At 50.6% G+C, this 13637-nt stretch carries 12 protein-coding genes; 3 read left to right on the top strand and 9 right to left on the bottom strand.

From position 1 onward, the window contains the following. The first annotated feature begins 687 nt into the window (after positions 1 to 687). Positions 688 to 5196, top strand: coding sequence for an autotransporter domain-containing protein (locus tag PsAD5_RS10700; RefSeq protein WP_063292095.1), 4509 nt, complete (start codon positions 688 to 690; stop codon positions 5194 to 5196). Between the two features lie 489 nt (positions 5197 to 5685). Further along, a complete protein-coding gene (locus PsAD5_RS28020; RefSeq protein ID WP_156701956.1) occupies positions 5686 to 5844 on the top strand; it encodes a hypothetical protein in 159 nt (52 codons plus the stop codon). Positions 5845 to 5884: 40 nt separating this feature from the next. On the opposite strand, the gene PsAD5_RS10695 is transcribed toward PsAD5_RS28020, so the two are convergent. From PsAD5_RS10695 to PsAD5_RS10685, 3 genes are all read right to left on the bottom strand, one after another. Continuing rightward, on the bottom strand, positions 5885 to 6121 hold the full coding sequence (locus PsAD5_RS10695) for a hypothetical protein (RefSeq protein ID WP_063288695.1): 237 nt from the start codon (positions 6119 to 6121) through the stop codon (positions 5885 to 5887). A 195-nt stretch (positions 6122 to 6316) separates the two neighbouring features. Next, positions 6317 to 6751: a hypothetical protein gene (locus PsAD5_RS10690; RefSeq protein ID WP_063288694.1), complete on the bottom strand. Its 435-nt coding sequence runs from the start codon at positions 6749 to 6751 to the stop codon at positions 6317 to 6319. Continuing rightward, positions 6748 to 7218, bottom strand: coding sequence for a lysozyme (locus PsAD5_RS10685; RefSeq protein ID WP_063292094.1), 471 nt, complete (start codon positions 7216 to 7218; stop codon positions 6748 to 6750). The genes PsAD5_RS10690 and PsAD5_RS10685 overlap by 4 nt, the downstream gene beginning before the upstream one ends. Positions 7219 to 7366: 148 nt before the next feature. On the opposite strand from PsAD5_RS10685, the gene PsAD5_RS10680 reads away from it, so the two are divergent. Next, on the top strand, positions 7367 to 8539 hold the full coding sequence (locus PsAD5_RS10680) for a hypothetical protein (RefSeq protein ID WP_153041359.1): 1173 nt from the start codon (positions 7367 to 7369) through the stop codon (positions 8537 to 8539). A 39-nt stretch (positions 8540 to 8578) separates the two neighbouring features. Here the strand turns inward: PsAD5_RS10680 and PsAD5_RS10675 are convergent, their stop codons facing one another. The 6 genes from PsAD5_RS10675 to PsAD5_RS10650 all read right to left on the bottom strand — a co-directional run bounded on the left by PsAD5_RS10675 (position 8579) and on the right by PsAD5_RS10650 (position 13628). Next, positions 8579 to 9616, bottom strand: coding sequence for a phage late control D family protein (locus PsAD5_RS10675; protein ID WP_063292093.1), 1038 nt, complete (start codon positions 9614 to 9616; stop codon positions 8579 to 8581). A gap of 3 nt (positions 9617 to 9619) precedes the next feature. Beyond that, positions 9620 to 9844 (bottom strand): tail protein X, encoded by a 225-nt coding sequence (locus PsAD5_RS10670; RefSeq protein WP_063288690.1) that lies wholly within the window; start codon positions 9842 to 9844, stop codon positions 9620 to 9622. A gap of 9 nt (positions 9845 to 9853) precedes the next feature. Then, positions 9854 to 10288, bottom strand: coding sequence for a phage tail protein (locus PsAD5_RS10665; protein ID WP_063288689.1), 435 nt, complete (start codon positions 10286 to 10288; stop codon positions 9854 to 9856). Then, positions 10288 to 12567, bottom strand: coding sequence for a phage tail tape measure protein (locus PsAD5_RS10660; RefSeq protein ID WP_063288688.1), 2280 nt, complete (start codon positions 12565 to 12567; stop codon positions 10288 to 10290). Before PsAD5_RS10660 ends, PsAD5_RS10665 begins: the two co-directional genes overlap by 1 nt. 164 nt (positions 12568 to 12731) lie before the next feature. Further along, complete coding sequence (locus PsAD5_RS10655) at positions 12732 to 13043, bottom strand: phage tail assembly protein (protein WP_063288687.1); 312 nt, start codon at positions 13041 to 13043, stop codon at positions 12732 to 12734. A gap of 75 nt (positions 13044 to 13118) precedes the next feature. Beyond that, positions 13119 to 13628, bottom strand: coding sequence for a phage major tail tube protein (locus PsAD5_RS10650; RefSeq protein ID WP_063292092.1), 510 nt, complete (start codon positions 13626 to 13628; stop codon positions 13119 to 13121). Positions 13629 to 13637 lie beyond the last annotated feature (9 nt).

The following is a 13637-nucleotide window of genomic DNA, read 5'->3' as shown; positions in this document are numbered from 1 at the left end:
AACTCGTTGATTTCCCCTAGGGCGTGTTTTGCCGTCAATTACAGCAAAAATGTGGCGTGCACAATGATCTATTAGAGGAATTTATTAAAACTGCCGCTGATTGAACACCTTATATCCCTTCAGTTTTGCCGGGATTTTGAGCATTTCAAAACTGAAGATTTTATTTAGTTATGTCACATTGGAATAAAAAGCTGCGCCACTCAAATGATGAGATAAATTTGCTCGTAAGGGGCGAAAATGCAGAAAACTGCAAGTTTTTGAGAGAGTTGAGTTTTCGCTCAGTGATTTGGGAGAGAAAAATGGCGATCCCTGCAGGATTAGCAAAATCAAGGGTTTCTGTGGGTTTGAGCTTATGTTAGGGGCAAAAACGCCAAATATAGGCCTTTGAAAACTCTAACGAATTTGAGGCCGATCCCTAACAGAAATTGAGCGCCGATTGTCACTGTAATCTGATCGTTGAGCTTCTAACATACATCGCTCACTTAAGAGGGTGCTACAAAGCTTGCTTTGTTTACCAAGGCACTATTGCTGGCTTCATGTCTTTACGTCACAAATTTGGGCTGCCTCTCAAGTAGAGGATATCTTCTAATTAATTTTCCTGTAGCTATTTTAATCAATTAAAAATTGCAGTAGGTGTTTTTGCAATTATTTTTAATCCATACACATGCATTTTGGAGAGCAATTTTCATGCCGTCCTCTTTTTCACTCAAACTTCTCGGAACAACAGCCCTTGTTTTTGTCGCGCTGTCCCAATCTGCGCATGCTGGTGGAAAAGGGGGGCAGATGTTTGATACAGGTACCTTTGTCGGAGGTGACGGTGCAGATGGTGTGGCAATTTCGGGAACAATCAGCACCGACATGTATGCTGGGGGTGGGGGAGCTGGAGGCAGCAACTCTGGCCCACAGAATGGTGGCAATGGAGGCTCACTGACTTCTGATGCTTCAGGATCTAATGGTGGCTTCTCCGATAGTGGCCCTACTGCAGGTAGCGGTGGGAATGGAGCTGGAGGACTTGGAGGACTTGTTGGAGCTGGAAGTGTTGGAAGTGAGGGGCAAGATGGCATAAATGCGGGTGACGGCGGCGGCGGCGGCACAGGGGAAACAGGTGGTCGCGGTGGTAGCGGTGGCGGTGGCGGTGACGCTGTTCTTATGTCAGGTGACATTAGCATCAACACCGGCGTAACCGTACACGGAGGTGATGGCGGTGAAGGTGGCCTCAACCATGGATCTGGTGGAGAAGGCGGTTCTGGCGTCACCGCTACCTCTGGAAATCTGGCACTGACGAACAACGGCTCGATCATCGGCGGGGATGGCGGTGAAAACGATAACACCAGTTACTCCCATAGTGGGGATGGCGGAGTTGCTGTTGATTTGTCTGGCGGCCCCTACACTATTAGCAATAGTGGTAATATTCACGGCGGAAACAGTTTGGTTGTCAACGCCAATGGGTACCGCGGATCTGGCGCAGCTGGGGTCAAGGGCGCTGATCTAACGATCACAAACAGTGGCAGTATATCAGGTGGACTCAACCCAAATAATCAGCGTGCAAATGCTGTTGAGTTTACCGGTGGCACAAACAGCTTCACCTATCTTGCGGGCTCAACCGTTGAAGGTAATGTTGACGCGACTGGAGGGCTCAACGATACCTTTGCGCTGGGGGGCACGACTGACGGCAGCTTTGATGCCAGTTCAATTGAGGATACGAACCAGTACAGAGGCTTTGAGACTTTTAAGAAAACCGGCTCTTCCACCTGGACATTGGCTGGCTCTGGCGATCAGAACTGGACTATTACAGAAGGCGTCCTGGAAGGTCATTCAAACAGCATACAAGGCGATGTTGTTGTCGAGAGCGGTGCTCAACTTAAGTTCAATCAAAGCAGCTCAGGCACACATTCTGGAAATATTGAAGGTGCTGGCTCGCTGATCAAAACCGGTGTAGGTACTCTCACCCTAGCCGGGACCAACAATTACTACGGCGGCACCACCATACAAGCTGGTGCTCTTCGTCTTGACAGTATTGACAGGCTAGGAACCGATGTCACAACGCTTGATGGCGGCGCTCTCTCGCTTACCCATAGCACCGGCACTGAAACAGCTTCCCAACTGGCACTTGGTGGCAATGGTGGAACGCTGGATGTTGTGAACTCGGGAGCCAGCCTTGATGTAAGCAGTAACTTGAGCGGCACTGGTGGGTTGACCAAGACGGGGAACGGAACACTCATCCTTTCCGGCGCTAACTCCTATAATGGGGGGACGAAGGTTGAGGCGGGTACGTTGCAAGGCGATATCACTAGTTTGAATAGTCATATCAACACAGCTGCCAATACTAGTGTCGTTTTTGACCAAGATACAAATGGACACTACTTAGCAATAATGTGGGGTGCTGGTTCGCTGGTCAAAGAAGGCTCAGGTACGCTGATCCTGTCAGGTTATAATAGCTACACCGGCGGAACCGTCATAAATGAGGGTAAGGTTCAGGGAGATGCGAAAACTCTGCAAGGTGATATTCTCACCGCTGCAAGTACGAGTGTCGAGTTTGTTCAGTCGGCGGCAGGTACTTATGCAGACAACATGTCTGGCGAAGGTGCGCTCGAAAAATATGGCTCTTATAATCTAACTTTGACCGGCACCAACTCTTATAGCGGTGGAACAACTATTGGGGCTGGCTCTTTGACCGGCAATACAAACTCCCTGCAAGGCGATATCAAAATGGTTGGAAGCACACATGCCATTTTTGATCAAAACATGGACGGCACGCTCTCCGGCGACCTGTCTGGCGAGGGGTCTCTGGTCAAGCTGGGGACTGGAACCATCGTACTAACCGGCTCCAACACTCATACTGGTGGAAACTATATTGTCGGTGGAACCGTCTCTGTTGATAATATTACCAAACTGGGAACAGGTACCTCGACTTTTGATGGGGGCACGCTTTCACTGAGCCATGCAACTGGCACGCAAACGGCATCAAGTCTGGCACTCCGAAACACTGGTGCAACGCTGGATGTTGTGAATGCAGGTGCCACTCTTGACGTCACCAGTGACCTTAGCGGTAGTGCCTATTTGACCAAGACCGGTGCTGGTACGCTGGTTCTTTCCGGCTCCAATACTTATACCGGTGGAACTAGTGTTGAGGCAGGGCGGCTGAAAGGCACCACTGACAACGTTCAGGGGAATGTTGAGATTGCTGCGAATGCTGAGTTGGAGCTGGATCAGGAACTGAATGGAACCTTTGCTGGGAACATTTCTGGTGGCGGTCAGCTGATCAAGTCCGGTGTTAGCAACATTATGCTGACAGGCACCAACTCTTATGCTGGAGGCACTTTGATTAACGGTGGTTTGCTCTCCGTTTCGCACATGGCGCAGTTGGGAACTGGGGAAGTTACACTGAACGGTGGTACGTTCCAGACAACTGGTAATTCTGATCTGTCTTTTGACAATTTTGATCTGGACTCTGCCGGTGGTGAGCTGGATGTTTCCAGCAAGAGCCTGGCTTTGACAGGGGATATCAGCTCAACTGGTGAGCTGGAGAAATCCGGTACAGGCAAACTGGTGCTGGATGGGGCCTCCAACTCTGTTGGCGGTGGTACCACTGTTGAGAATGGCGCTTTGATTGTTGGTAGTTCCTTCGGCAAAAGCGGGGTTGAGCTGATCAGTGATGTTAAGGTGGAAAGCTCTGGCGTGCTGGGCGGACACGGAACTATTAAGGGCAATGTGACCAACAACAATGGCCGCATTGCACCTGGCAACTCCATCGGGGTGACTACAATCAACGGCGATTACTCCGGCACAGGTACACTGGAAATTGAAGTAGAAGGCGACACCAAGCTTGCGGACAAGCTGGTGGTGAATGGCAATGTGGATGTGAGCGACACTGTCCTTGATCTGGTGCTGACGCCTGCGGACAAAGCAGACTGGAGTCTTGATCCGACGGGGCCGTTCATCATTGTTGAAAATGACGGAACCGATGCGATTACAGGCGAGTTCTCTTCCATTGAGAACAACCTGTTGTTCCTGAATGCCGCGCTGGATTATGAGGCGGGTACTGATAGTAACGATATTGAGCTGACCTTGCTGCGCAATGACATTGATTTTGCCAGCGCAGCGCGCACGACGAACCAGAAAGCTTCTGCTGAGGCCGTTCAACGCCTTGGATCTGGCAGTGCGGTTTATAACGCTCTGATCGGGACTGTGAGCGATGAGACAGCAGCGCAGGCGGCATTTGACAGCCTTTCCGGCGAGATCAGTGCTTCAGCGCGTGGTGTGCTGATTGAAAACAGCCGTTTTGTTCGCAATGCGGTCAATGACCGTTTGCATACCTCTGCTGCTCAAGCACGCAAGGCAGCTGGGGCTGAAACTGCCCAACTGGGGTTATTGGCGCTCTGGAACATGAGCTATGGCAGCTGGGGCGAAGCAAAACGTGATGGCAATACGGCGGCTCTTGATCATTCAACCGGCGGCGTTCTGTTTGGTGTTGATGGCGATGCCTTCAGCAACCTGCGTGTTGGCCTGACGGGCGGCTACAGCCGCAGCTCCATGGACGCGGATGACCGTGCTTCAGAAGCAACGGCTGATACGTACACCTTTGGCGGCTACGCAGGCACACAGGTGAATGGCTTTGCTGTGCGCACTGGCGCTGCGGTATCCTGGCATCAGATTGACACTGAACGGTCTGTCTCCATCTCTGGCGGTACGTTTACCGATAAGCTGGAAGCGGATCAGAATGTGGCGACGCTGCAAGCCTTTGGTGAGCTGGGATATGCGTTTGACTTTGGCGCAACCACGCTGGAACCCTTTGCAGGTCTGGCTCATGTGCACCTGATCAGCCGCAGCTTTGCTGAAGATGGTGGCGCTGCGGCCCTTTCCGCTGGTGATCAGAGCACGGATGTGACCTTTACAACACTGGGTCTGAGAGCTGCCAGTGAGTTTACTCTTGGTGGTGCAAACCTGACCGCGCGCGGTGTTGTGGGCTGGCAGCATGCCTCAACTGATACGGTTGACTTCACCCAGAGCTTTGCCAGTGGTGGCAGCGCCTTTACGGTGGAAGGCAGCCCGATTGCCAAAGACATTGGCATTTTGGAAGCTGGCTTCGACCTAGCCGTAAACGAGCGGACACAGTTTGGGCTTTCCTATGCTGGGCAGCTAGCAGCTGAGAACAGCAAGCATGGTGTAAATGCTCGGCTTAGCTTTGAGTTTTAAACTCGAAATTCTTTAATGACATAAGCCCTGCTGCGGATAAAGACGCAGTGGGGCTTATGTTTTGGTAGAGATCATCCTGCCTTGATGTGCCTATAAGAGTAAATCAACTTATCTACCTAGGTGGTCCACCAAGGTGTGCAGTGCACTATTGGCATATATGTAACCCTTAAGTGCGCCAATCCAGCTACAGCAATTATTAGTATATCCCTCTAATGAAAAACTAAACCAAAGGCCCAATTTAAATGGATTATCAAGAATCTGCAGCGGCACTATTACCTTAAATTATTTAGCTATTTAAACTGAAACTTACTGTTCTTCCCACAATCCTTATTAATACAATATTGTTAATCGATCACTTTATGTAATTAGTTAGAATTATCAATCTATTTCAGCTTACATAAAATATTTTACTTGCAGGATGACCATGCTTTGCCAATAGTTTTTGAAGTCTGCTCTTTGGAATAATGAAGAAATTTAAAAGGTAAACTCATGCTATCCGCGGCTTTAGATTTTATTGCACAGCGTTGCGAAGTCACCACCGTTGGCGAACTCATCCATCTGCATGTGACGCTCACTCAGAACGAAATGGACCGTCTAGCGCTCTTCGGAGCAACGCTGGATGACTTAGAGCCAGATGACTGGATCTGATCAAGGAACTGGATAGCCCCGTTTTTGGGGCTATCATTTTCTATTCTTGTTTGTCGTCTGCTTGTTCCAGATCTTTCAGCTGATGCAGCTTGATACGAGTGTCCAACCGTTTGTTACGGGCATCAACCCAGCGGCCATAAGCCAACAAGATTGCTCCGATTAATACTGCGAGCAGTAAGGCGAACTGAAGTACCGGCTCAAGGTAGCTAGATGCATACCCCAGAGCCCCATAGACACTCAATCCAGTGATTGACCCGAACTCTGTCTTCGGCATCATTTGGCAATACCTTTCAAGTTGTCCTGAATGCTTCCATAAAAGGACTGCCAACCCTGTTCCTTTGCATGGCAGGCTATCAATGCAGCTCTGTGCCTGATCGCATCCCGGCCTTGGTCGCCGGTTATGCCAGGGTCTTTCGTTTCGACTGTCAGATCGGGTGGAGGATCAGGAGGCTTGAACAGCTCTCCAGAGTTTTTAACGAGCTTTCCGGAATTGAAGTGCTCGCATCCTGCTAAGATAAGCGGGATCAGAAGGACAAGCGGTAATCTTGCCCCTCTCCAGCTCCAGTTCATAGTCCCTTACCTTTTCTTCAAGCGTGCTTATCTGCTGGATGCGATCCAACAGCTTTTCACTTGCTTGCTTTGAGATGATCTTGTGCGCTGTTGCTACGCGTGTGAGCGCGTTGTTATCTGCCTTCAGTTGGGCTACTTCGGCTTGCCTATCATGATGAAGGGTGGAGAAGAACCAAACCGAGACGCAAAGCAGAGCCGTTGTTGCGAGAGTAGAAAGCCAGTTGGGTGTGCGAGGTTCAAATCTAGCCACAAAGGCCACAACAGCGCCAACAAGCGCCCCATAAGCCAGCAAGGCTTCAATGCCTGTGCTGATAAACGAGGAGATGAGATCTATCATCCCTTCGCCCCTTGCATGCAAAGTTTGTATTCATCTTGCCTGCGATTAACGAGGCCCTGTACCTTCCGACCACCACCCCTATTGAACCAAGTGGCAGCCTGACAAGCTCCCGTCCAATTGCCTGCATTCAACCTACGCCTTGCAGTCGATTTGCAAAATGCACCTGATCCGATGTTGTAAGACAGCGAAACCATTGCAAGATAGGTTTTGATTGGGATCTTTTCCGGGGCTGTCAGGCATTTACGCATCCCGGCTTCATGTTCTTTGAGGGATACATCAAGCATTGCATCACACTCGGCCTTGGTTGCTGTATCACCTAGCTTCACGCCCTTGGTTTCGCCGTAGCAAATCGTAGGTACACCAACAACATCCTCGTAGGCACTGGTTCGCAAACCTTCCCAAGCACCCACAAATGCAACAATGAGTGCCGCAGAGGCTCCAGCGAGCCTAGTTTTGGTGGTTTTCATGATTGAGTTCTCCATAAAAAAAACCGCCTATTGCGGCGGTTAGAAATACATATTGAGAAAGATATCGAGTAAGAGTTATTCCAGAACAGCGATTGGATACTTCCTTTCACATTAGCTTTGATATTTGCCAATGGACCAGGTGCGAACCATGACTTTAGTTGCTCTTTGGAATGAAAATGGTGTCGTCAAATGTGTTGCTGATACCAGACTTTCTAGCGGCGTAAATCCAAACACAGGTAGAGCAAATACACTAATTGATTCAGGCGGCAAAATGGCTGTTATTGCTGTATCGGTGAAGCCCGCTACTTCTAATGCCAAACATGTCGGCCGCTTTTATAGTTGTGGTTTTGCCTTTGCAGGCTCCACTATATTGGCTCAAAATACACATTTTATCGCAAGTACTTGTACACAAACGATGTACAGCGATAACGAGCGCGCACTCCCCTCAATTTCTCAAGTTGGAGAGATCTACTCCAAGGCAGGGGAGTATGTTGCAAAAGATCTCAACTCTCGAGAACATAAAGGGCAGTTTACGGCGCTGATTTTCGGATACTGCCCAGTTGAGGGTAACCAAGTTGTCTGTATGATCACGCCAACAATCCAAGAAGGCGTTTTTCGTATGATTAGTACGAAGATCACGCTCACCAATGGCCAATGCATTGCAATTGGCTCTGGGAAAGAAAAATTCAAGAAAGCTCTTCGAACAACGAACTCGATTGGTATCAACCAAGGGCCTATGTCTGCATTTAATCAAGTAGTTTCTGATCCGATGACTTCAGATGTTGGCGGTTTTGCGCAAATCATGATTGCCAATATCGATGGAGTAGAGATTTGCCCAGTTCTATATCCAAATCATGATGAGACGGTAGCATTGACGATCAATGGTTTTGACACCTCACTAATCGATCCTATAGAGGGAATTGCATTTGGAAATACAGCGATTGGACTTGGTTTAGAACAGTTAGCTGGACGGAATGCACTACGAGCGAAGGGTATTGATCCTGACCAAACAGTGGTAACTCGTGAACTACAAAACCTAGCATCTTTTGAGGCTGGGCTAGAGCATTGCTTTCAAAAAGAAACTAGTCTCTTTTTGGATGACGGATACACTTTAGCAAAGACCACATTAGAAGTGGGGAAGTGGTACTTAGCAACGAAGTGCGGGACATGTGGTAAAGATACCGGGATTTGCCTAGATCCGAGTGATGGCCAAAATCAGGTTCCTCTTAAGGGGCCGGGGCATATTACTACACGTTGCAACTTTTGTGACTCAGTAGTCACTTCCAAGACCGAAGCAATTTACCCCCTTTTGTGGGAGTAGTGATCGTAGGGTACAACGGACTGAAATGCTAGATCTTGACTATCCTTTCTGCTTAGCCCCTTCCCGTTTCCCTGCTCCGTCCTGGGGGTCTTTTACACTCAGGGTGGTTGCTGCTCCCCCACCCCTTGCAGCCTTGTGCGTTCTGCTCTCAATACGGTAGGTGCCGTCAATGCCTTGCTTGATCCCTTCAACGGCGCACAGAGCTTCTGCCTGAGCCTCCGGTGCGAAGTTGATAGTGATAGACCCGGAGGCCTTCTCACGCTTTCCTTGCCCTTCACGGGCCTTCAAAAGCTCCTTGGCTTGGTCTTCATCTTTGACCGTAGAGCGAATGGCATTTAATACCGGATCTTTTAGCGCAGGGTCTTCGATTTCCTCCTCTTTGTAGGGGCGTTTGATTTCAACCACCTTGCCTTTCTCCCGATCCACATAGCGGACAGAGCTTCCAGTGAAAGCCCTGCGCAGATCACGGGGTTTCAAGCGCCAAGTGATGATATTGCCGGGATAGGTGCACTTGATGATCGGAAGCTTGTTGTCAGCACCCAACAGCAGTAAAACAGCCGTCTTATCTCTGATCTTGAATGCCCCGTTCAGCTCTTTCGCATAGCGCTGGCCGATTGAATGAAAGCTCTCTCCATTTGCCGACCAGTAGTCGCGAAAGATTTCTTTGAATGCCGGGTCTACCTTGATGTTAAATCCGGCTTTCTTGGCAGCGCCTTGCAGGAATTCTTCAAGCGTAGCTTCATCTTTATGGAAGAAAAGCGGTTGCTTGACCGGTGAGCGTTCATCGAAGCCTTTCGCCTTGATTGAGAGCTTTTGTCCTCCAGAGCGGTTGCTTGAGGAAACGGGCTGGTCAGTCACCCCTTCGAAGACCTTCTTGCCTTCAAGGATTACAGATAGCCGATGGCCAGCACTCGGCAATTTGATCTGCCCTGCACGATCATCAAGGCTAAGACTACAACTGTCAGAGCTGATCCCGGCCTTATCCGTCGCTGAAATGTTCATGAGATAGGGGCGAAGATCCTGCGAGATGTCATTGCCATTCAAGATGACTTTCCAATCTACGGTCCATTCGTTCATTCGCTATCCAAACAAGTCTATTGTCGGCTCTGGTGTGATTGTGACTTCAGATGGCAGGTCTGGAATAAGCACTTCCCGGCCAGCTGCAAGAAAAGCTCCTTCGCCCGCTATGCCGGGGTTAAGGGTCAGGGCCTCGGTGATGAGATCCTGCCCCTTCCAGCCGTGCACGCGCACCAGCAGGAGGTCCAAGGTGATCCCTTCACCTGTAACGGTTACTGTGGTGGACATAGCCGCCCCTTAAAGCAGGTCGAAGACTGAAATCAGATCTGGAATGAGATCAGGTGAGACCGGGGTTTCATCCGGCAGCTGTTCAAGCCCAATCTGATAGGTGATCACAAAAGGAACACCGTCTCTTTCCAGCTCTTTGTGCGTTTGTTTTGAGGACTTGATAAAGTAGTTCCCCATTGGCTTGCCATCACCACGCAGCACCGGGAAGACTTCCCCAGTCCGTCGCATCTTGTCGGCAATCTCAAGTTCGACCAGCCCACCGATCCTGATAGGTAGCAGCTGCCCTGAGAGATTAAGGGTCTTGCCCCCATCTCCCATAAACTCACCGGGCTTCATCCCGCCCATAACGGGCTTTCTGGCCCAATCAGCCTTTGCTGAGATAGACACCTGATCCACGTTGAATGGGAAGGTATCCATCTGCAAAGCTCCAAGCATGTAAAGCATCAGCGCACCGCATATTCTCGGTCTGCATGAAGGCCGGACATCCGATCTTCGACCTGTTCAACAAACCCTTCGACCATGTCGGACGCACTGCTTGCCGCGTCTACATAGAAGGGGCCAAAATGATAATGAGTTTCGCCTGAGGGCGATTGTGAACCATTGCCGCCGAGCATCTTTGCACTCTCTGAAGCGGTGTGGACGTATCCGGACTGGCTTGGGGTCACCAGTTCGGCACCATTCTCTCCCACTAGATAGTTACGGCCACCCACAATCTGCCCGCCTAATGCTCGCGCACCTGAGATCTGCGGAACCTTCAGGGCAGAACCCGCAGAAGGTTTGGGGATCGGGACCGCAAGGATTTGGTTTGCCTTTGTTTGAAGTGCCTCTGCTACTTTAGCTTCAGCAACTCCATTCGCAGTCTGCGCAAGCTCGGCGTTGAGTGCTTTCAGTTGCTCAACAATTTCCTCGCGGTCTGTCTGCAAGCCTCGTTTGGTTTGTCTCTCGCTTCGGCTATCGCCCAACTCTGCAATCTGGCTGTCGATCAATGCCAGGTCTTGCTTAAGGGCCTCAACGAGAACATTGCCTTTCTCAACCGGCCCTTTGCGTACCCCAATGAGATCTTCAAGCCATTGGTTCATTGCCTCACCGCGAGCGGCTCCATCTTTGAACCTGTTCTGCGCATACTGGGCTCTATCCTTCCAACTCATGCCCCATGTATTGATTGAGTGCTCAAACTCGTTGAGGGCTAGACCGATAGCATTCAGGCTGGCTGCACCTTTCAAGAGCTTGCTAGCCTTCATCCCTTTGATGTTGGATTTCCCGCCTCCGTTATCATTGGCAGCAGCTGGCATTTTGCGGGATACCTGAGGAACACCGGTTTTCTTAACGGAAGAAGGTTTTGCGCCTGCGGGGCCAACGGTACTGCGGGTCTTACGGCTACGCCCCATTGAGATTCCGGCTAACTTGCCCGCTCTCTTAAGCATCTTTCCAACACCGAGCACGGTATCAATGAGTGTTGTTTTGAGTAGCTTTGCTGCGAACCTGAGGCCAGTCAGAGCAACTAACAGACCAACTGCTGCGGTACCCCATTTAACGAAAAACCTCAGCATTTCCGGGTTCTCTTCCGCCCATTTTGTAAACGCTTTGATGTGTGGACCGACTGCGTCCGCCAAATCATTGATCACAGGCAAAAGACTGTCACCAATTGCAATAGACGCGGCCTCTACTTTGCTTTGAAACTCCTGCAGTTTGGCCGCGCTTGTTTCCCTTCTCTTCTGGAACTCGGCTTCAGAGGAGCCAAGGAAGTTTGCCTGAATAGCCACTGCCCCAAGAGCTTTATCCAGAAGCTCTGCATTCTCAATCAGAGGTGCAATTGCGCGTGCTTCATCTCCAAACAGATCTGAGATGACCGAGGTTTGCAGCTCCTTGGGTAGTTCTCTAATTTGCCCTATGACGGTTTTAAGCGTACCCACAGCGTCTTTCTGAAGGTTCTTGGATACCTTTACCGCATCCAGCCCCAAGCGCTTGTAGGCTTTGTGCTGGCGCTTTGTTGACCCCTCACCCCGTGCTAGCGCCTTACCTGCATTTCGGAAGCTGGTGGCCGCGACATCGGCTTGTGCGCCTGATGCAATCATTGCCGAGCCAATGGCTGCTGTTTGCTCAGCGGTGAAGCCGTATTGTTTGCCTACAGACCCCACACGGCGCATAAAGTCGAGCAGATCAGGAGCAGAACTTGCGGAGGTGTTTGACAGGTGGTTGATTGCATCTGCCAGCTCTCCAGTCTCGCTCACGGTCAGCCCTAGAGCAGTCTTGATCTTCGCAAGGCTCTCGCCTGCTGTGCCGGCACTTACATCAAAAGCAACACCTACCTTTGCCGCCATCTCCGCAAACTGGGTTAGCTCATCCCCGGCCATACCGGCCTGACCTGCTGCAGCCACGATGTCAGCAATCTGGGAAGCTGTCATTGGCATGCGCGTTGACATGTCGATGATGTCTTTGCGCATCTTCTTGAAGCCCTCAGGGCTATCAAAATCAACGACCTTCTTCACGTCCGACATGGCGGACTCAAACTCCATGGCAGACTTTACAGGGGCAGCGATGGAGCGGGCCAGAATATAACCTGTCCCGACCGCACCGAGCATTTGCCCCTGCATTCGGTTTAGCTCTCGTCTGTTACGATCAGCAGAGGCCTGCATGCCCTTCATGGAGTTCGCAATTGCGCGCGCAGGACCGCTTGCCCGGTCTAGAACTGAAATGACCAGCTTGGAGGTTAAAACACCCATGACATTCTACCGATTTGGAGGGGGAGCATTTTCAGCCTTGAGCACACGTCCAAGGCTGGAGACTGTTTCTAAAAAGAAATCAATCTCCCAGTTCATGACCACATCAACTGGCGTGTGGAGCCTGCGCGATACCGCGACAATCAAGTCACGAGAATGAGGCGCGTCTACCCCGTCAAGTACTCGTCTCTCGCGTCGAGCTGCTTCAGGGTCAAGACACCCTGCTTTCCCATAAGGGGAGCGGCACCTCGCGTGACTTTCTCTAGGTCTTCAACATCAAGGCGTTCAATCACTTCCAGATCGACACCGGCAAGTGCTGCCAGTAGCGCGAAACCGGCTTGCTCTTCGTTCGAGTATTTCTCGCCGATGAGCGTGTCACCAGCACGCATGCGCCGGAAGGACAATGAGGTGATTTCACGCCCGTCATGTTCAAAAGGGTAATCCAGCTGAACCGCTGCTGTGGTTGCTTTCGTGGTCAATTGCCGTGTCCTTAAAGCAAAAGAGCCCCCAGCAAGGCTGAAGGCTCTGAGAGTTACGATGAGTGGTTTTGTGACTTAGAGGCCAAGTGCGCGCTTGCGTTCACCATCTGTTGGATCAGGCCGCATTTCACGTTCCCAGAAATCCCAATAGAACAGCTCTTTGCCATCTAGGATGAGTTCAACGTGGGTGACTTCCTTGAATGCCAGGTTGCAACCTTGCAGATCATCTGCGCCCATTTCATCAGGTTCCCACTCCATAAGAGTGGCATAAATGAAGCCGCGGACAGGTAGCCAAAGGTTGCCCGGCATCTGGCGATAGTTGCCAGCAAAAACCCACTCTTCGTGCTTACCCAATTTTTCAAGCAGCTTGTTATCAAGCCCTTTGTGTTCGGCTTTGGGCTCAAAAGCTTCAGTGCGCGGTTTACCGAAGTCTACGGCACCAATACCGCCACCGGGGTTGTGGTTGACCGTTGTGTATTTGAAGGCAGGCAGAACAAGCTTGCTCAGAATGTTTGCGCGGGATTCGTCCGGTTCACTGACCAAGCGCAGGTCAATGTCACCGTTAATCAGCATAGGGCGCTGCATGTGTGGTTC

Source organism: Pseudovibrio sp. Ad5, from assembly GCF_001623095.1.
GTDB lineage: Bacteria > Pseudomonadota > Alphaproteobacteria > Rhizobiales > Stappiaceae > Pseudovibrio.
The sequence above is the reverse complement of the archived record's forward strand: the minus strand, read 5'-3'. Positions and strand labels throughout refer to the sequence as shown.

Coding starts and splice junctions, on each gene's coding strand:
- PsAD5_RS10700 (WP_063292095.1), top strand. CDS start 688: ATGCCGTCCTCTTTTTCACTCAAACTTCTCGGAACAACAGCCCTTGTT.
- PsAD5_RS28020 (WP_156701956.1), top strand. CDS start 5,686: ATGCTATCCGCGGCTTTAGATTTTATTGCACAGCGTTGCGAAGTCACC.
- PsAD5_RS10695 (WP_063288695.1), bottom strand. CDS start 6,121: ATGATGCCGAAGACAGAGTTCGGGTCAATCACTGGATTGAGTGTCTAT.
- PsAD5_RS10690 (WP_063288694.1), bottom strand. CDS start 6,751: ATGATAGATCTCATCTCCTCGTTTATCAGCACAGGCATTGAAGCCTTG.
- PsAD5_RS10685 (WP_063292094.1), bottom strand. CDS start 7,218: ATGAAAACCACCAAAACTAGGCTCGCTGGAGCCTCTGCGGCACTCATT.
- PsAD5_RS10680 (WP_153041359.1), top strand. CDS start 7,367: ATGACTTTAGTTGCTCTTTGGAATGAAAATGGTGTCGTCAAATGTGTT.
- PsAD5_RS10675 (WP_063292093.1), bottom strand. CDS start 9,616: ATGAACGAATGGACCGTAGATTGGAAAGTCATCTTGAATGGCAATGAC.
- PsAD5_RS10670 (WP_063288690.1), bottom strand. CDS start 9,844: ATGTCCACCACAGTAACCGTTACAGGTGAAGGGATCACCTTGGACCTC.
- PsAD5_RS10665 (WP_063288689.1), bottom strand. CDS start 10,288: ATGCTTTACATGCTTGGAGCTTTGCAGATGGATACCTTCCCATTCAAC.
- PsAD5_RS10660 (WP_063288688.1), bottom strand. CDS start 12,567: ATGGGTGTTTTAACCTCCAAGCTGGTCATTTCAGTTCTAGACCGGGCA.
- PsAD5_RS10650 (WP_063292092.1), bottom strand. CDS start 13,628: ATGCAGCGCCCTATGCTGATTAACGGTGACATTGACCTGCGCTTGGTC.